Genomic DNA, 18,999 nt, shown 5'->3' with positions numbered 1-18,999 from the left:
CACTTAACCCTGGCAGCGGCTTCATGCGCAGATTGTTAGTTTCAGCCTTATTTTAGAAAAGCCTTGTACAAGCGATACTCCCCCTGTTGCCCGATCAATTGCCAGCCCTTTCGTTCCGGGAGGTTCTCGCCATTTTTGTAGGCTGTTAACGCAGGCTCTCTTGTCAGATCCTGGTAGAAGCCTTTTTTCTCGTGGTAATAAGCGGAATTGTACAGCACCAGTACCGGCTTTTCAGTAAGGGCATTCGTCAGGGCTGTATCTGTTTGCGGTTTTAAGAAAAGGCTTAAAAAATGCTGCAGTTGCACCGGCGGCGTACGCGACAATTTACTGCCCATCAGGGGTAGCCTGGTTATTTCAGACAGCTGAATGGCACCGCGGTAAAAATCATCGTCGGGATAAATGGTGAGATCGTAATCTTCTGAGCCCTCGTGAAAAAAAGGCACTGGCAGAATGGCCTGATACTCCTGGGGATTTAATTTTCCGGCTAAAGCTGCCATGAACTTCAGGTGCTCCGGGTGCGACATTACATTGGGGGCAGCAGTCTGAGTTAGGTATTTGCGGGCGTCGCGGGCATCGATTGCCATTAGAAATAAAAGCCCCGACAGCACCACCTTTACCCAAAACGGCCCTGCATATTGCTTCCAGACACAGCCCAGCCAGTAAACGGCCGCGATGTTGCAAAACCAGAAAATAACCCAGGCAAACCGGGACAACACCCTGAACTGGGTAACCACGTCGGAGAACTTATGAATGTAAAAGAACAGATTAAAATAGTTCGTGAATTTTACCGATCCGTTAAAGAAATAGTAAACCTCGCCCATGGCTATAAACCCGCAAGCCAGGGCTGCCAATCCGAACAGCCACAAAAAAGGCCTGCCCACCTTAATTTCATCTTCCGGTATAGCCCGGGCTATTGTTCCCCTTCTTTTCAGCCAAAACCACAATCCGGCAACTACCAGCACCGATACCAGAACGAAACTACCCAGGTACAAATAAGATTCGTAAGGTACTTCGCCAAAACTCAGCAGCTTCAGTTTTACTTTATTAAAAGAATACGGCGTGGTAAAAGCTTCCAGATTAAGTTTCCAATCAAGCCGGTCATAACCCTCTGCCACGCGCCGGCGCAGATGGTAGCGGTCATCGAGCAGCCGGATAATGCCCATAACCAGCGCGGGAGGAAGCAGTACATTTAGCCCGCCCAAGGTAATAAGCCAGCCATTTATCATTCGTTTTTTGTACCAATCCCGGACAAACCAGAAAAGAAAGAAAAACCCGATCAATGATAGATTAAGCAGCAAATAGTACATGTGCAGGAAAGCGCTCAGCACCAGCGTGGCAACCAGCCCGGCCGAAAATTGCAGCGTTTTACGGCGATCCGGATAGTGCCGGAACAACTGCAGCAACAGGTAAACCACCAGTAGCAGCACCCACGAAAAAGACAAATTAAAATGCCCGATCTTCAGGCGCAGCACCTGCGGGCTGATCCAGGGAAGCAACAGCGAAGCCACGAATGCAATTCCTGCCGGCGTAGAAAGCAACCGGAAGATGCGGAACAGGATCAGCGAAGCCAGAACGATACCGCCTACCATAAAAATATTATGCAGCAGCAGACCGTATGGCCGGATATCATAAATCCAAAGCGAAAATGCTTTTATCAGTACGGCCAGCAACGGCGTATTGTCGGTATAAAGAATGCTTTCACCATAAGGGTAATTATGCTGGGCGAAATGAAAGAAGGGGTAGCCTTCGGGTTGCATCAGATAAGCGTAATACGTAAAGTAATTCTTAAGCCCATCCCAGGAATTTACCAATAAGAACTCGTTACCCGGGCTCAACACACTCCGGAAAGTAACAAACACCACTACCGCCTGCACCAGCAGCAGCACGAATAACCAGATCTTATCGCGTTTAAGAAACATGTATGTTTTACTAGAGAATTGGCGGCAAAGGTACGACTTATTAAAATGCCCTGAATACAGAGCTTGAAGCCCAAATTTACCATTTGCAGAATTCTTACCTACAGAACTCCCCCTATACACAATTATTATCGAAGAAGCAGTGCCCGGTTAAGATTTGCAGCATGGAAAGAGCTGAAAGCAAGTAAGCTAAAATTCGTAACTTTACTTTATTATTCCGGAGCTTTGAATAGGATGGGAATTAAGGTTTTCATTCTGAAATTTTCAAATCTCCCAATCTTCAAATGTTCAAATTGACCGCATGTTCCGCATTCAGAATTATATAAACGGCGAATTTCGCGCGCCCCTTTCCGAAACTTACATCGATAATTACAACCCCGCCACGGGCCAGGTTTATTCGCTGATTCCCGATTCCGATGCGGCGGATGTGGAACTGGCCGTGCTGGCAGCCAAAGCCGCGTTCCCGGCCTGGAGCAATACTTCGGCGGAAAAACGCGGCAAAATGCTCGTTAAAATTGCCAATCTCATCGATCAGAATTTAGAAAAACTGGCGAAAGCAGAAAGCATTGATAACGGCAAACCGATCAGCCTGGCCCGCACCGTAGACATTCCGCGCGCTAGCTCTAACCTGGAGTTTTTCGGTACGGCCATTCAGCATTTTTCTTCGGAATCGCATTACATGGAAGGCACAGCCATTAATTATACGCTGCGCCGCCCATATGGCATTGCCGGTTGCATTTCACCCTGGAATTTGCCGCTTTATTTATTTACCTGGAAAATTGCCCCTGCCCTGGCCGCCGGAAACTGCGTAATTGCCAAACCTTCGGAAATCACCCCCATGACGGCTTATCTGCTTTCCGAACTTTGCCAGGAAGCAGGCCTGCCGGCTGGCGTACTGAACATTGTGCATGGCTACGGCCATAAAGTAGGCGCCGCCATTACCGAAAACCCGAACATCCCGATTATTTCCTTTACCGGCGGCACCAAAACCGGCGAAACCATTGCCCGCGTAGCGGCTCCCATGTTCAAAAAGCTTTCCCTGGAACTAGGTGGCAAAAACCCGAATATCATTTTCGCCGACTGCGATCTGGAAAAAGCCATTGCCACCAGCATCAATTCTTCCTTTGCCAATCAGGGACAGATCTGCCTTTGCGGCTCCCGAATTTTTATCGAGCGCAGCATTTACGAACAATTCAAAGAAGGTTTCTTAGCGAAGGTTCAGGATCTGAAAAACGGTAATCCGCTGGACGAAAAAACCAAACAGGGCGCCGTGGTTTCACAGGCCCACATGGAAAAAGTGCTTTCTTACATCCAGCTGGCCAAAGAAGAAGGCGGCAGAATTCTCGCCGGCGGGCAGCAGGTAAAACTAGATGGCGAAAACGCCACCGGCTGGTTTATTCAACCGACCGTGATCGAAGGCCTGGCTTACAATTGCCGCACCAATACCGAAGAAATTTTCGGCCCGGTGGTTACCCTTACGCCTTTCGATACCGAAGAAGAAGTACTGGAATACGCCAATTGCACTGACTATGGCCTGGCTGCCACCATCTGGACCGAAAACCTAACCCGCGCGCACCGCGTGGCGCACCAGATCAAATCCGGAATTATCTGGGTGAACTGCTGGCTGCTGCGCGATCTCAGAACGCCGTTTGGCGGCATGAAGCAATCGGGTGTGGGCCGCGAAGGCGGTTTGGAGGCCCTTCGCTTTTTCACCGAACCGCAAAACGTGTGCGTGAAACTTTAAAGGCCGAAATTCCCTTGTACCATCAGAAATCAATCTTTTCCTGCTAAAACAAACCTTATAAACATGAATACTCCTTTAAAGCGCCTGCACGTGATCGGAATTATAGAAGGTATTTCGGCTTTGCTGCTGTTCTTTGTGGCCATGCCTCTGAAATACCTGCTGGATATGCCGCTGGCCGTAAAATATACTGGTTGGGCCCACGGTCTTTTATTTATGCTTTACATTGGCGCTTTGCTGCACGCGGCTTTTGCCTACCGCTGGTCTATTCTTAAAATAGCGATGGGTTTTGTGGCTTCGGTTTTGCCGTTTGGCACCTTTGTATTCGATGCCAAAGTAGTAAAGCAGCAGCAAACCAAAGCTGAGCGCGAAAAGGTTCTGGCTTAGTTTTTCAGGAAAAAACATAGCATTTTTTAAGGCGGCCGCCGGCACAAGGTTATTAAATCCTGCCGGTGGCCGCCTTCCTTGTTTCACCCTATTTTTTTCCTGCTTTACCAATTGCCGGGCTGTAGATTTGGAATTAAGATAACAGGATTTTACTTTAGCTAAACAATTCTGATTTTAAGTCCCTATCCGATGCGCCTGTTAACTTTTACCCTTTGCAGCCTGCTTTGCTGCGGCAGCCTTTCGGCTCAAACCGTTAAACGCTGGTCGGGTGGCCGCCACGAAATGAGCAACAAGCAAATGGAGAGCAACCTGCGCGAAAACATCTTTCAGGATTACAGCTGGGCCAAACCCGATATAAAAGGCCAGAAAATTGTCCTGCAAAACAGCCAGTATGCTTTTAACTGGAACAGTAAAGCTTATACCCTGCAGGAAAACGACGGCCTGCTTACCATAAAGGATGCTGCCGGAAACCTGATCTCCGGACAAAAACGCCGCTCGAACGGCGATATGTACTTCGATAAAAGCGCCCTTAAATTAAAGCCGGTATTACGCAGCCGTTGGGTTCCGCACTTTACGTATCAATCGCAGATGGTTATGGTTACCAGAACCCGCCCGGTTACGCGCTACCAGTACGATTATGCCAGTAAAACCTCCCGGCCCGTGTATTCCACCGAAACATATATGGCTACTGAGCACCGGATGGTACCCAAAACGGATTGGCGCTGGGAAAGCTACACGGATTATGTGATCGATATTCCTTCTTACGATTATCATGCCTTTGCCATGCCCGATGGCTCGCACCTGGTAATTTATGAAGCAAACCCTGGCCTGGTCATGCAGAATGTATCTTACCTAACCGCAGCCGATGAGCAGGGCATAAACCATATCCTGATCGACAGCAATAATAACGGCACTTATCTGGATGGCACCGACCGGATCATGTTCAATTCCTGGAACCCTTATTCAAAAGAATCGAACTTCCGCCCTATCCGCTATTTCAAAGAAAACAACTGGTATGAGCTAGACTTTCTGAAAAACGAAAACTTTCTTACCGTTTCCCAAAGCAACAACCAGCTTCACCTGACCTATGAAAACGACCGCTACACCCAAAGTAAGGAAAAGGGGAAGGTTACCTTTGCCGGCATTCCGGAAAAAGCAACTTTACTAATTAATGGTCAGGAATTTAACGCCCGAAAAGGTGACAAAGTGCTCAAAAGTGAATTTGGTATTTTTAAAGCCCGCGTTCAGCAAAAAGGAAAGCTGGACTACGAAGTAACGTACACGGTTAATAAAGAGAACCCCAACCCGGTTATTAATTACCAGCCAACCGAAGCAGCCGCATCTCTGAAAATTGACAACATCTTTTCTCAGAATTACTTTGTAACCGTTACATCAGCCAAAGGCTACAGCCGGACCTATTACAATACCAACACCTTAAACGTACCTGCCGGCGAAAACCAGGTCCTGATCTATTCCGAAGGTTTTACCTTCCCCTATACTTTTAACGCCAGTGCTTCTGAGGAAACAATGCTGGATTTTGAAGCGGAGATCAAAAAACTGAAGGCTGCGGAAGAAGGGAAAAACGAGCAACCGGCAAATTCAGAAAAGAACTGATTTCTGCTTTCAATAAAAAAGAAAGACTGGCAGCATTTTTTTAGAAGTAAATATCTGCCACAATTAATATAAACTAAACCTTTCCAATACCGCAGGTATGTACCGCTATTTACTTCCTGTTGCCGCCTTGTTGCTTACTTCCTGCGTAAGCCCGTATTCCATTTCCCAGTTAAAACCCCAAGCCGAAGAAACTACCTGGCTTTGGGGCCGCGAATACGTGCAGCAAACCGCCGAAGGTATTACCGTAAAAGTGGCATACGAGAACAACGATAAGAATTACGCCCTCTTTAACGTAAGCATCGAAAACAACTCCGAAAAAACGATACTGGCCGATCCAGCCTTGTTTTCCTGTAAACTGAAAGGCAGGCTCTTAACGGCAAAACAAACCCAGAAGCAACCGGCCCGCGATCCGGAAACGGTATTCCTGAACCTGGAAAAACAGCGATCGCGGCAGTACGCTGAGGAAGCCAATGCCACCATTCGGCAGACCACCGAAGTACTAACGGAAACGGCCAGCTCGATAGCCAGCCGGAAACAGGGAGAAACGCCCGAAGCGCGCGAGCAGCGCCTTTACGAACGCGAGGAAGCAAATTACCGCCGCGAGCAGGAAGAAATAAAATTAGAAGTAGACCGGCTTTCCCTGAACCAGCAGAAATTCTATTTCGAACAGGAACTGCTGCGTAAAACCACGCTGCCTTCCCAGTCTTTTATTTACGGCAAAGTATTTTTCCCGCGCCACGAAAATGCCGAAACCTACGAACTGATCCTTCCGATAGGAGGCCAAAGTTTTACGTTCCGGTTTTCCCAGGTATTGCACCGCCCTTAAAGCTTACCTAAAAACGGTACCCAAATACATTAAAAAAGCCTGCAAGGCTTAACTGCAGGCTTTTCTTTAAAGGATTGTAATTTACCTTATACTGTAGGTGAAAAGATTTGGGCATGCTGCGGCCCGGAATTCTGCTGCACAGCTAAGTTTGTTTCGTTTACAATGTATAAAGGACGGCTGCGCACATTATTACTGATCCGGCTTATATATTCCCCAATAATACCGATAGAAATTAACTGGATCCCACCCAGGAACAGAATGCTCAGGATCAGGGAGGTCCAGCCCGGCACTGTTGCTTCCGTTACAAAATGGACATACATGGCATAAAGCATTACCATAAAAGCCACGCCGGAAACAGCAAAACCCATCATAGTAGCTACCTTCAGCGGAAAATCAGAGAAAGAAGTAATGCCATCCAGGGCAAAACGGATCATTTTCCGGTACGTATAACCGGTTTCCCCTTCTACTCTTTGCGCACGATCGTATTCTACATAGGTCTGGCGGAACCCGGCCCAGGAGATCTGCCCCCGCAAAAATTTGTTCCGTTCCGGCATGTGGCGTAATACCTGTACAATCTTATCGCTCATGATCCGGAAGTCGCCGGTGTCTACCGGAATCTCCACCGAAGTAATTTTTGCCAGGATCCGGTAAAAGTACTTAGCGGTTAATAACTTCAGGAAGCTTTCGCCCTCCCGCTTGCGGCGGCGGGCATATACCACTTCAAAGCCTTCCTGCATTTTCCGGTACAGATCTATAATAAGTTCCGGCGGGTCCTGCAGGTCGGCATCTATAATAACTACCGCTTTTCCGGAAGTATGATCCAGGCCGGCGCTTACCGCGATCTGGTGCCCGAAGTTGCGGCTGAAATTAATGAACTTCACTTTTTCGTCCCGGTCGGCCAGCGTTTTAATAAGAGCAAAGGAATTATCCCGGCTGCCATCGTTCACAAAAACGAACTCATAGTTTTCGCCTAAGGTTTGCATTACCCCCGTAAGCCGTTCATAAAGGTTGAAGATGTTTTTTTCTTCGTTATAGATCGGGATAATAACGGAAATTGCCGGATCCAAAATAAGGCCCATATTAAAAATTGGTGTTCAGAAGTAAGAGAAACGCTAACAAAACTAGTAAAAAAACGGAGAAAACCTATAAGGGCCTTAACACTACAAACTGCTTATTTTGAACCACAGCTTCAAACAATTCCATCAGATCCGGACGGGCATTAAGCAGCTTCTCAAAATCCGGTTTATTGATCAGGGCATATTGCAAGTCCATTTCCCCCATCTTTTGCTTAATTGCCAGGCTTTCGGGCATGTTCTCGTCAGTAATTCCCCAAACAAACCCTTGCCGGTCAAAATATACCAAAGCCAGATTAGGAGACTTACCACTTAACACTAGCAAGCGGGCATCTTTTTCTACCCCGGCGGCCTTAATAATATCGGCCCCATTCATCATCCAGGGATAACTATAATAATCTGAGAAGCTTTTATAACGCTCATCCAGTCGGTAATTATGGTATTTTAAACCCGAAAAAAGCAAACCGATGCACAAACCAACGGGTACTACGCTTAAAAGATATTTATTTCTAACAGAAGCCGCAAATTGAAAGATAGCCAGCAGTAACAGCAGCATTACAATCGGGTAGTAAGCCGAAATAATGTAATAATCATGATCTATCAACTGGCTTCCCATGAGAACAAAAAAGAAGGTTCCGCCAACAAACGAGATCAGAACCATAGCGGCATAAGGCAGGCGCTTTCTGAAATGAGAAATTATAAAAACCAGGAAAAGAAGTATGCTGGCATAAATAAGCAGGTATTGAAACCGGGTAAAATACTCAAAGCGCCATACATCAAAATAACGATGCCGGATATAGCTTAGCATTTCTCCATCTTTTATCGGCTTTATATCGGCCAGGAATATCCAGGCCTGGTATTTACTGTTCAGGTACCGGTTATAGAATGTATAACCCGCTACCACGCCCAGCCCCATAAGGGTACAGGCCAGCAAGGTAAGCTTCTGTTTTAAAGTCAGGTAAGCAGGTTGCAGGTAAGAAATAAAAAGCAAAAAACCTGCGGCCGATAATAAGAAGATACAACTGGTTGTCTTCACCAGACCCGCCAGCGTAAAAAGCGCAAAGCTTATACCAAGGTCTTTCGTTTGCCGCTTTTCAGTAAACCGGAAGAAAAAGTAAAAACCAATAAACACGATAGCGGTACTGAATGGGTCGGGCAGGTAATTGCCAGCATAATAAGCAAACACCGGCGAACCAAGCATAAAAATGCCCGGCAAGATTGCCAGCCAGAAGTTATTGGTTTTCTCCAGTACCAGCCGGAATAAAAAATAAAAGCCAGTAAAGGCCACCAGAATATCCAGCACCCGGAACATAACGCTGATATTCCCGCGGCCAAAAACCAAACCTAAAAGCGCTGCCAGGTAAGCCTGCAACGGGAACTCCACTCCCACAATGCCATCTATGGAAGTTAAGCTGTAGGTAGCAGGTTTGAAAAAATTAAACCCCCGGTCATAAAACTGCATGGCCAGCGCAAGCCGGTCTGCCTGCGCCCATTCATGGATTCCCCGCGGCAGAAAAAAAACCGATTTATGATAAAACAGTATGCCTAAACCTATAAAAACCGCCCAGAAAGCCAAAAGCATGATGTTCCGCTTCTTACGCAAAGCCTTTGTTTCCTGCAGGCTTTCCGGATCTGCGACCTTCTCCGTTGTAAATACGTTCATACCAGGCTTACAAATTCCGTTCAATAAAACTGGTCATCATGTTGTAGAGGTGCAAACGGGTATTGCCGCCATAAATACCGTGATTCCGGTTCGGGTAGTAAAAAGTCTCGAATTGCTTATTAGCCTTTACCAGCGCATCGGTCATGGCAAACGCGTTCTGAACGTGTACGTTATCATCGCCGGTGCCGTGTACCAGCAGCAGTTTTGCTTTGAGCAGGTCAGCGTATTTTACCGGGGAGTTATCGTCGTAGCCGGTTGGGTTTTCCTGCGGGGTTTTCAGGAAGCGCTCGGTGTAAATGGTATCGTAGAAGCGCCAGTTCGTAACCGGAGCTACCGAAATGCCGGCCTTAAAGTAGTCGGCTCCCTTGGTTAAAGCCAGCAGGGTCATGTAGCCGCCGAAGCTCCAGCCCCAGATCCCGATGCGGCCTTTGTCTACGTAAGGCAGCGAACCCAGGTATTTAGCCGTTTCGATCTGGTCCTGCGCTTCCAGCTTGCCTAAATCGGCATACGTGCTTTTCTTGAAGGCAGCGCCCCGGCCGCCGGTACCGCGGTTATCTACGCACACGATCATGTAACCGCGTTGCGCCAGCATCTGGTACCACAGAAAATCCTTGGCATTCCAGGCATCGTTTACCTGCTGGTTGCCCGGACCGCCGTACACAAACATGAGCACCGGATATTTTTTATTCGGGTCGAAGTTGGTGGGTTTTATCATCCAGCCGTTCAGGCTTACGTTTTCGGTGGTTTTGAAATTAAAGAATTCCAGTTTGGAAGTTTCGTATTGCGCCAGTTTGTCTTTTAAACCGGCATTATCTTCCAGTTTCTTGATCAGTTTACCGTCTTTGCCGCTGTGCAGGCTTACGGTTAAAGGCGTATTGGCCGTGGAAAAATAATCGAGGTAATACTGGAAATCCGGGCTCATGTTAATGTTGTGCGTACCATCTTCCTTAGTCAGGCGGGTTTTATTTTTCCCTTTCAGGCTGATGCGGTACAGCTGGCGCGTCATCGGCGAAACTTCAGTAGAAGTGAAATACACTACTTCGTTTTTCTCGTCTATGCCAAAGATGTTTGCAATTTCCCAGTTGCCTTTGGTGATCTGGCGCTGCTCTTTGCCCTTCATATCGTAGAGGTACAGGTGGCGGAAACCATCCTTTTCGCTCGAGATCACGAATTGCTTGCCATTTTTCAGGTATGTCAGGTCGTCGGTAATTTCTATGTAGGCTTTATCTTTTTCAGTCAGGATCACCTTGCTTGCTCCGGTGGCAGCATTGGCGTGCAGAATTTCCAGGGTATTCTGCAAACGGTTCATCCGGCGGATAGAAAGCAGGTTGTTGTCGGTGGTCCAGTTAATGCGCGGGATGTACTGGTTCTTTTCCGGACCGATATCCATTTTCACGGCTTTGCCCTGTTTCAGGTCGTAAACCGAAATAGTTACCACGGAGTTGGCCTCGCCGGCTTTCGGGTATTTAAAACGGTAGTCTTTCGGGTATAAACCGCCCCAGATCTGCATGTTATATTCCAGCACCTGGCTTTCATCGAAGGTATAAAAAGCGATCCGGTCAGAATTCGGCGACCAGAAGAAGGCTTTCGCAAATTCAAATTCTTCTTCGTAAACCCAGTCGGTGGAGCCGTTAATAATGTAGTTGAATTTCCCGTCGGTGGTAAGCTGTTTTTCCTGCATGGTGGCCAGGTCTACCACAAACAGGTTATTGTCGCGGGCAAAAGCCACTTGCTTGCCATCCGGCGAATAAGAGGCATAAGATTGTTTGCCGCCGTTGCTTAATTTTGCCAGCTTTTTGGTTTCCAGATCGTAAACATAATATTCGGCTTTGGAAGAACGGCGGTAAATTGGTTCGGTTTCGGTAGAAAAAAGCACTTTCTTCTCATCGGCGCTGAATTCGTAGCTGTCGAACTCCAGCGGCGCCTGGCTACCTTCCGGCCGCAGGCTTTCCCCTTCTATAAGGGTGTTTACCGGCTGGCCGGTGGTAACATCGAACCTGACAATATCTACGGCCTTGTTGGCATTATCGGCCACTTCCGAAGAATAATAGCGCCCGTCTTTCATCCAGTTTACGCCATAAACCGATTTCACGGCAAACGTATTTTTCTGCCAGATATCTTCCGTGGTGATCTTAAGTTTCTGCTGGGCCAAAGCAACTTTGGCAGCAAACAAAAGGGCGAAAACAAGAAATAAATTTCTTACCTGAAATTTCATAAGCTAAAGTGGGAAATTAATTTTGAAGTGCTAAATTTATCGGATTAATTTGCCTTTGCCAAAAGATGCACAACCTTAACGGCCAATATTCAGTTTACTGGCTGTTTATATTGTAAAATTGGTATTAAGTTTGCGTAACCGATTCGAAAATAAATTAAACCATAATAAACCTTACACAATTAAAAACTTATGAAAAAACTGAGAAACTTTTACCTCTCGATGTTAGCTGTTGCCAGCTTAGGATTAATGACCAGCTGCGGTGATGACAATGATGATCCGCAACCTGCACCTCCGGCACCAAAAGAAATGAATACTTTCACTGCCAAAATATTAGGAAACCAGCAGGCGACCCCTGGTAGCTTCTTCGCTTCTACAACAGGTGACGTTATTAACTCTACTAACTCAAAAGCAAACGCTGCCATTATCGATTTCGGCTATTACTTCAGCGTAGCCGGCGATGTAGCTCCGGATAGCGCGACTATTGCTGCTCCAAATGATGCAAACGGCGCTAAGGTTTTCGGTGCTATTACTTCTGCTGATTATGCCAACTGGACAAAGAAAAACGCGACTATGTTCAAGGATATGGGCGCAAATGAGGCATTGTTCACTGCAGCCACCAACGGCGATGAAGTAGCTGCTATTTACACGAACATGGGTCTTACGCCTTCTTCATCTGTAAAGCACTTAAATGTTGGCGACGTTTTCTCTTTTAAAACTGAAGCCGGGAAACATGGAATTGCTAAAGTTACGGCTTTAACAAAACCTACAAACACTGCTACTCAGAGTGTAATTACTATCGATGTAAAAGTTGAAAAATAGGCCTAAAGCCCTTAAACAGACAAAAGCCCTGCAAATTTGCGGGGCTTTTTTTTATGGTTTATTCGCTAATTAACAAGCTAGAAACCAAATGCAAATCACAGGAGTAAAATTCAGACCGTATAAACCTTAACTTTGCTTTTCTGAATATTCATTTCGCCATGAAAAACGCTTTATCTTTTCTGTTACCTGGTCTGGTTGCGGCTACCGGCTTCATAAGCAGCTGCGTAAACGACAGCACGCCAAACCCCAGAGCGATAATAGATTTCAACCCGAAAGAAAACACCATTGCCTTAGCCCCCGGCGACTCGGTAAACAAGCTGGCCATTACCGTTTCTTCCATGGACCGGCTTCAGTCATTTACCATAGGCTGTTCCGATTCAGCGAAGTTGCTTCATGATACCATCCCCTTCCCAGCCAGAAAATACAATACGGTTCTGCTAGATAAAATTGCTGCCAGTAAAGTAAAGGGTGACCGGGTTGTTTACACGTTCACGGCAGTTACCGAAAGAAATGAAACCACCAGCCGCACCTATACCGTGAAGGTTGAGTACCCCAAAGCAGTTATCGATTTCAGCCCGAAAGAAAACAGCATTTCCCTGGCTACCGGCGATTCCATCAATAAATTAACGATAACCGTATCCTCCCGGGACAAGCTTAAATCGTTTACCGCGACCAGCTCTGAAGCCAGCCAACCGCTTCACGAAGCAATCGCCTCTCCGGCCAATAAGTATACCTATAAGCTGCGGGAGAAAGTAGCGGCAAACAAAGTAAAAGGCAGCCAGATCGTTTACACTTTTACGACCATTACCGAAAGGAACGAAATTACTACCCGAACTTACACGGTGAATGTAAAGTAGTTTTCCGGCCGGAAAGGGTACCATTTTATGAATTAAATCGAACAAGGCACTTTGTAGAAACAAAAAAGCGGCTTCCCTTCTGAAAGGAAAGCCGCTTTTTTATCTGAAACGGTAACAATTTAAGCTTAAAAGTTAAAGCCCGCTGTAACTACAAAACTGGAGTTATTATTATCGGTATTTATTACCGGCTGCGAATTATCGTTCAGCGAGTAGGGCGAATAGTAGCTGTTGTATTTGCTGAATACGTAAGCCGCATCTATGAAATAATTGCTTTCTTTCAGGCCAATGCCGCCGGTAAAGTATTTACGGTTACGCTCCACGTTGCTGGTCTTGTACGGGTCGCCGTAGTAAGCAAAACCGCCCCGTACCCGGAACACATCGAAACGGGCTTCGGCCCCCACCCGGTAATTCAGCGCGCTGCCGTAGGTACTGCTTATCCGGCTGTTCTGCGCTCTGAAGTACTTTGTACCGGGATCGTACCCATAGGGGTTATCGTCGGAAAAACTGAACCGGGCATCGCCATAATCTACGTATTCAATATCGGCCGAAACAAACCCGTACTTGCCTATAAAGTAAGCTAAACCACCATTGGCCCGGAAGGGCGTAGTCAGGTTATATTCGAATTGTCCGTCAATAGTCCTGGCGGTAAAGCGGCTTGGGGAAACAACATCCGGCCGGTAATTCGTTTCTATATCCGAATTGTAGTAATCCGTTAAACCCATAAAGGTTGGCGTCTGGATATTGGCGCCGATCCGGAGGGCATCTACCGGCTTATAGATCAAACCAACCCGGAAATTGATACCTGCACCGGAAGTCTTGAAATAATCGGTTAAAGTATAATTAGCCAGAACGGGTTCTTCCTGCGCCGAAGTTTCGGTTAAGGTCCTTTCCTGCTCATACCGTACCGTAACCAAACCCAGTGAACCACCGATAAAGAGCTTGTCCAGGTAACTGGCGCCATAGCTGAAATCCCATTGGTTCTGCGCCCCGCGCCGGAAAATACTTTCCTGCTGATTCACGATTCCCTTACGTCCCGGCACAAATAATTTACCAGTCAAGGTATCGGCATCAATAAGAAAAGTAGCATAAGCCAATCCTTCAGTAGTCGTAATATTGTCGCCGTTATTCCCGTACTCAGCATCAAGCTCAGCCTTGGTAATTCCAAAGTTGGTAATATTATCCTGTAAGGATTGCAGAAAGGAGTTTTGGTCCGCCAAGTTGGTTTCGTAGGAAGTTCTGGACTGAAAGCTGTTCAATCGGGTAAAGCCAATCCCGAAACTACCCCCACGCCATTTCCCTTCTACTTCATCCGGCTTCCGGTCGGCAAACACAATGCCCAGCTGCGGAATATTGAAATTATTGCGGGAGTCAGGAGTTGAAATGCCGCCGAAGCGGCTTTTGGTTTCGTTAAAATTCAGGCCTGCCGAGAACGTTACTTCGCTTTTGCGATACAAGCCTAAGCCAGCCGGGTTGCCGGCCATGGTAGAAGCATCGGCGCCCAAAGCGGTCTGTGCCCCGGCCAGCCCTTGCACGCGAGCCGTTCCGCCAAAGCCCAGCAGCGAATAGCGCAGGGCATCTGTTTCATTTTGTGCCATAGCTTTGCCAGACCAGGCCAGCAAAGCCAGCCCGGCGGCAATTATTTTCAGGTTCTTCATAAGTTTGTTTGCAGAATATTAGTTACGCGGGCGGCCAAAGCTACCGCTCGGGCGACCCTGATTGCTGCCACCGCTGTTGGATGGCGAGCTGTTGCGGTAAACCGGGGCGCTGCTGCCGCCACCGTCGTTGCTCCGGTACTCACTGTTACTGCGCGAAGGCCGGTTGTAGTTCGGGGCAGGCTGCGGGGCCGGAGCGCTTGGCTGTTCAGCCGGACGGCTCTGGAACAGACCTCTGCCGCCACGTGCCGGCCGTTCCGGTTGCGCCGGGGCACTTTGCGGAGCAGGCGCATCCGTTTGTCTTGGCTTATCCATCTGACGAGCAGGTTGATCGTTCTGGTTAGCCGGAACCTCCGCATCGCGGCCTCTTACCGGACGGCTGCCCGGCTGCGGCTGGTTCTGGAACTGGTAATTATCCGGACGAACCTGTTGGGCATCCGGCTGTTGGTTTAACTGCTGTGGCGCCTGTCCTTCTCTGGCAGGCTGATTAGCCGGTCTTCCCGGCTGGCTAGTTTCCTGCTGTGGTGTAGCAACCCGCATTGGCCGCCCGCCGGTCTGCCCTGCCGGTTGGTTCGGAGCGGCCACCCTGCCCGGCTGCCCCGGAGAGGCTACCCGGCCCGGCATGGCCGGACGCCCGGCTGAACCGCCGGAATTCGATACGTTCGTAGGCACGGTGCTCCGGTCGTTACGCGGGGCATAATTTACTTTGCGGCGGTTGTAGCCATAACCGTAATTGCCCGCATGATAGCCATCGTAGAAGCCCTGGTAGTAGCCGCCATAACCACCGCCATAGTAGCCGCGGTAAGGATAGTAGCCGTAAGGCCGGTCGTAGTAATAGCCGTAGCCCGGATAACCGTAACCCCAGCCATAACCGATGCTGATGCTTAAGCCCGGCGACGGATAGCAGTAAGGGTACCAGAACGGATCGTATAAACTATAGCAATAAGCCGCCGAATAACCGAAAGGGGAATAGAACGGATCTACGGCATAGAAATTATAATTGCTCCTGGAACGGTAACGGGTTCTTGAGGAATAGCCGTAATCGCTATCGTAATAATTATAGTTGTTCGTTACAGCCTGCTGTCCTGATGAAGAGTTTCCGGAATATTCCGGATTCACTGCTTCGTCGGAAGAAACAGTTCCGTAACCGCTGCTGTTGTCCGACGCCACCGTTTCTACCCGCCTGGTGCGGTCCGAAGAGGCAAAGTACAGGTCATCGGTTTCGGATGACTGCAACGCTGTGCTGCTGGTACAGCCCAGTGCGGCCAATCCCAGCAGCGGTATTAAAATGGATGTAGATAATAATCTCATGGCTATCTCGAAAAATGTCCGGCGAACGAAAGTAATGTTAACTTGAATCAGGCTCCGGGCATAAGGTTTATATGCTTAATTAACGTAATTTTACCCCGGAATGATATTCTAATATAGAAATTTTCAACGCAAATCCCGTACCAAAAAAATCACTTTTTCAGGAAAGGGCTTGCCTTTAACAAAGATATTAAAATATGAGCAAAGGTTTACCTAAAAGAAGCGAAGATTATTCGCTGTGGTACAACGAATTAGTAAAGCGCGCGGGCCTGGCGGAAAACTCCGGCGTGCGCGGCTGCATGGTTATTAAGCCCTACGGTTACGCCATCTGGGAAAAGATGCAGCGCGTGCTGGACGATATGTTCAAAAAGACCGGCCACTCCAACGCTTATTTCCCCCTCTTCATCCCGAAAAGCATGTTCGAGGCCGAAGAGAAAAATGCCGAAGGTTTTGCCAAAGAATGCGCGGTGGTAACCCACTACCGCCTGCAAAACGATCCGGACAATAAAGGAAAACTACGCGTAGATCCGGAGGCCAGGCTGGAAGAAGAACTGGTAGTGCGTCCTACTTCCGAAGCCATTATCTGGAGCACCTACAAAAACTGGATCCAAAGCTACCGCGATCTGCCTTTGCTCATTAACCAGTGGGCCAACGTAGTGCGCTGGGAAATGCGTACGCGTTTATTTTTACGCACCGCCGAGTTCTTATGGCAGGAAGGGCACACCGCCCACGCCACCGCCGAAGAAGCTGTAGCCGAAACCGTGCAGATGCTGAACGTATACGCCGATTTCGCCGAGAACTATCTGGCCCTGCCGGTGGTAAAAGGCGTAAAAACCCCGAACGAACGCTTTGCGGGCGCTTTAGACACCTATTGCATCGAAGGCTTAATGCAGGACGGCAAAGCCTTACAGGCCGGAACATCGCACTTTTTAGGTCAGAATTTTGCCCAGGCTTTCGATGTAAAATTCACGAACAAAGAAGGAAAACTGGAACACGTTTGGGGAACCAGCTGGGGCGTAAGCACCCGTTTAATGGGCGCGTTGGTTATGGCCCACTCCGACGATGAAGGTCTGGTATTGCCTCCGAAACTGGCGCCGATCCAGGTAGTATTTGTGCCGATCTTCCGCAAAGACGAAGAACTGGCCCAGATCTCTGAAAAGGTAGCGGAACTGAAGCAAAAACTCGAAGCCAAAGGCATTTCGGTAAAATACGACGACCGCGATACCGAACGCCCGGGGTTTAAATTTGCCGAATGGGAACTGAAAGGCGTGCCGGTACGCGTAGCCATTGGTCCGCGCGACCTGGAAAACGGCACCGCCGAAGTAGCCCGCCGCGACACCAAAGAAAAGCAAAGCCTGCAGCTGGAAGGCCTGGAAAACACCCTCGAAAACCTGCTGCACGACATTCAGGAAAATATCTACAACAAAGCGCTGCAATTCCGCCAGGAAAACACCGTAAAAGTAGATTCTTACGAAGAGTTCAAACGCGTACTGGACGAAAAACCAGGCTTTGTACTGGCGCACTGGGACGGCACTCCGGAAACCGAAGAACGCATCAAGGAAGAAACCAAAGCGACCATCCGCTGCATTGCCTTGGATACCCCGGAAGAAGCAGGCGTGGATATGGTAACCGGAAAACCTTCGTCGCGTCGCGTTTATTTTGCCAGAGCGTATTAGAAACGGTAGCTTTTAAACTGAAAAACTACTGCCTTAAACCTCACAGGTCTCGGAGACCTGTGAGGTTTTTTGTATTAAAGGCCTATTTTTACTGCTTACTAAAGGTATAACCAAAACTAAGCCCAAACCAAGGCAGCACAGGCGGCAATATAAAATCGGAATCGTTTTTAAGCGTGCCGATTACTAATGGGGTAAGGGCCAGGCGGGCAAAGAAAGGCGTATCTGCTTTTTCGTAGCGTAAGCCGATGCGCGGTACCGGCAAAAAGCCCTTTTCTTTAACCACGGCTTCGTAATTGTCTGAATCTTTTTTATAAACCCTTTGAAGGTAAGTAAGCCCTAAACCAAACTCCATTTTTAAATCACGCTTTCCGGCGTAAGTACTGACTTCCACCGGAATAGCCTGCCAGTACTTTTGCTTCCCGTCCGCTTTCCCTTCCGGCAGATACAAACCGCCTACCCTGAATGCAATGGTCCTGTTGCTTGTTGGAAAATTGTACCGCATTTCATAATTTAGGGATCCTAATAAAGCGGCACCGCCTGCTTCCAGATAAACACCATGCTGAAAGGCCGAAGTCATTTCGGCAGAATCCGTACGGAGACCTTGGGCGTTACAAGCATGATAAAACGCTGCTAAAATCAGCCAGAAAAGGATAAGTGTTTTTTTCATTGTTGAAGCATTAAAATATTACCTTCTACCAAAACCGTAACCCAAACTAACCCCGAACCAAGGCATAACTTGCGGAAGAAAATCTCCCTGTACCTCATCCGGCAGGATCACCGCCAATACGCCCCACCGGACCATAAACGGGCTTTCCGGATCAGCATAACGCCGCCCAAATCTGAAAACCGGAATTAAATTTTGTTGCTTTTCAGGCCTTTGCTTTTCACTATTAAAATCGGCTTCTTCCATAAAAGTAACACCAAAACCAGCTTCATTTTTCCAGGGTTTTTCCCCGTGAAAAATGCTGATCTCTACCGGCACAAGCGTAGTGTAATTGGTGTAACCTTCTTCTCTTCCCGCCGGAAACCAGGCTCCTCCTACCCGCGCCGCGATCCAGGTTTCAGATTTGGGCAACCTGAATACCCGCTCATAATTCAGCGAAGCCGCTAACCCGTTTCCCATAATTTCCAGATAAACCGAATTGTGAAAAGGCGCTGCTATTTTAGCTGAATCTGAGGGCAACACCTGGCCTGAAGTTACTTTGGAAAATGCTACCAAAATGAGGCAAAAAAGTATCCGTGTTTTTTTCAT

General features: G+C 47.9%; 15 protein-coding genes. 7 read left to right on the top strand and 8 right to left on the bottom strand.

Annotation, left to right across the window (positions count from 1 at the left end; all coding sequences use genetic code 11):
- Positions 1 to 47 precede the first annotated feature (47 nt).
- A complete protein-coding gene (locus tag F0P94_RS13810; protein WP_150904478.1) occupies positions 48 to 1,919 on the bottom strand; it encodes a hypothetical protein in 1,872 nt (623 codons plus the stop codon).
- A 298-nt stretch (positions 1,920 to 2,217) separates the two neighbouring features.
- Between F0P94_RS13810 and F0P94_RS13805 the strand changes: the two genes are divergently transcribed.
- The 4 genes from F0P94_RS13805 (at position 2,218) to F0P94_RS13790 (ending at position 6,484) form a co-directional block, all read left to right on the top strand.
- The gene (locus F0P94_RS13805) at positions 2,218 to 3,660 is read left to right on the top strand and encodes an aldehyde dehydrogenase (RefSeq protein ID WP_150904477.1); all 1,443 of its coding nucleotides are present in this window, start codon (positions 2,218 to 2,220) and stop codon (positions 3,658 to 3,660) included.
- Between the two features lie 63 nt (positions 3,661 to 3,723).
- Positions 3,724 to 4,044 carry a DUF3817 domain-containing protein gene (locus tag F0P94_RS13800; RefSeq protein WP_150904476.1) on the top strand — a complete coding sequence of 107 codons (321 nt, stop codon included), beginning with the start codon at positions 3,724 to 3,726 and terminating at the stop codon, positions 4,042 to 4,044.
- Positions 4,045 to 4,233: 189 nt separating this feature from the next.
- Positions 4,234 to 5,658 (top strand): hypothetical protein, encoded by a 1,425-nt coding sequence (locus tag F0P94_RS13795; RefSeq protein WP_150904475.1) that lies wholly within the window; start codon positions 4,234 to 4,236, stop codon positions 5,656 to 5,658.
- Positions 5,659 to 5,755: 97 nt separating this feature from the next.
- Positions 5,756 to 6,484: a hypothetical protein gene (locus tag F0P94_RS13790; RefSeq protein WP_150904474.1), complete on the top strand. Its 729-nt coding sequence runs from the start codon at positions 5,756 to 5,758 to the stop codon at positions 6,482 to 6,484.
- Positions 6,485 to 6,570: 86 nt separating this feature from the next.
- On the opposite strand, the gene F0P94_RS13785 is transcribed toward F0P94_RS13790, so the two are convergent.
- The 3 genes from F0P94_RS13785 to F0P94_RS13775 form a co-directional block, all read right to left on the bottom strand.
- On the bottom strand, positions 6,571 to 7,563 hold the full coding sequence (locus tag F0P94_RS13785) for a glycosyltransferase family 2 protein (protein WP_150904473.1): 993 nt from the start codon (positions 7,561 to 7,563) through the stop codon (positions 6,571 to 6,573).
- Between the two features lie 64 nt (positions 7,564 to 7,627).
- Positions 7,628 to 9,220 carry a glycosyltransferase family 39 protein gene (locus F0P94_RS13780; RefSeq protein ID WP_150904472.1) on the bottom strand — a complete coding sequence of 531 codons (1,593 nt, stop codon included), beginning with the start codon at positions 9,218 to 9,220 and terminating at the stop codon, positions 7,628 to 7,630.
- A gap of 7 nt (positions 9,221 to 9,227) precedes the next feature.
- On the bottom strand, positions 9,228 to 11,435 hold the full coding sequence (locus tag F0P94_RS13775; protein ID WP_150904471.1) for a S9 family peptidase: 2,208 nt from the start codon (positions 11,433 to 11,435) through the stop codon (positions 9,228 to 9,230).
- Between the two features lie 189 nt (positions 11,436 to 11,624).
- Here F0P94_RS13775 and F0P94_RS13770 point away from each other — a divergent pair, with 189 nt between their 5' ends.
- Both F0P94_RS13770 and F0P94_RS13765 read left to right on the top strand, forming a co-directional pair.
- Positions 11,625 to 12,254, top strand: coding sequence for a hypothetical protein (locus tag F0P94_RS13770; RefSeq protein WP_150904470.1), 630 nt, complete (start codon positions 11,625 to 11,627; stop codon positions 12,252 to 12,254).
- 158 nt (positions 12,255 to 12,412) lie between these two features.
- Positions 12,413 to 13,111, top strand: a complete 699-nt coding sequence (locus F0P94_RS13765) for a hypothetical protein (RefSeq protein WP_150904469.1) — start codon at positions 12,413 to 12,415, stop codon at positions 13,109 to 13,111.
- 125 nt (positions 13,112 to 13,236) lie between these two features.
- Here F0P94_RS13765 and F0P94_RS13760 read toward each other — a convergent pair whose 3' ends face one another.
- Both F0P94_RS13760 and F0P94_RS13755 read right to left on the bottom strand, forming a co-directional pair.
- Complete coding sequence (locus tag F0P94_RS13760) at positions 13,237 to 14,766, bottom strand: OmpP1/FadL family transporter (RefSeq protein WP_150904468.1); 1,530 nt, start codon at positions 14,764 to 14,766, stop codon at positions 13,237 to 13,239.
- An 18-nt stretch (positions 14,767 to 14,784) separates the two neighbouring features.
- Positions 14,785 to 16,074, bottom strand: coding sequence for a hypothetical protein (locus tag F0P94_RS13755; protein WP_150904467.1), 1,290 nt, complete (start codon positions 16,072 to 16,074; stop codon positions 14,785 to 14,787).
- Positions 16,075 to 16,268: 194 nt separating this feature from the next.
- On the opposite strand from F0P94_RS13755, the gene proS reads away from it, so the two are divergent.
- On the top strand, positions 16,269 to 17,747 hold the full coding sequence (gene proS, locus F0P94_RS13750; RefSeq protein ID WP_150904466.1) for a proline--tRNA ligase: 1,479 nt from the start codon (positions 16,269 to 16,271) through the stop codon (positions 17,745 to 17,747).
- Between the two features lie 88 nt (positions 17,748 to 17,835).
- Here the strand turns inward: proS and F0P94_RS13745 are convergent, their stop codons facing one another.
- Together F0P94_RS13745 and F0P94_RS13740 are read right to left on the bottom strand one after the other, a co-directional pair.
- Positions 17,836 to 18,414 (bottom strand): hypothetical protein, encoded by a 579-nt coding sequence (locus F0P94_RS13745; protein WP_150904465.1) that lies wholly within the window; start codon positions 18,412 to 18,414, stop codon positions 17,836 to 17,838.
- An 18-nt stretch (positions 18,415 to 18,432) separates the two neighbouring features.
- The gene (locus F0P94_RS13740; protein WP_191907047.1) at positions 18,433 to 18,999 is read right to left on the bottom strand and encodes a hypothetical protein; all 567 of its coding nucleotides are present in this window, start codon (positions 18,997 to 18,999) and stop codon (positions 18,433 to 18,435) included.

Source organism: Adhaeribacter soli, from assembly GCF_008727925.1.
Taxonomy (GTDB): domain Bacteria; phylum Bacteroidota; class Bacteroidia; order Cytophagales; family Hymenobacteraceae; genus Adhaeribacter_A; species Adhaeribacter_A soli.
This window is presented reverse-complemented; position numbering and strand designations above follow the sequence as displayed.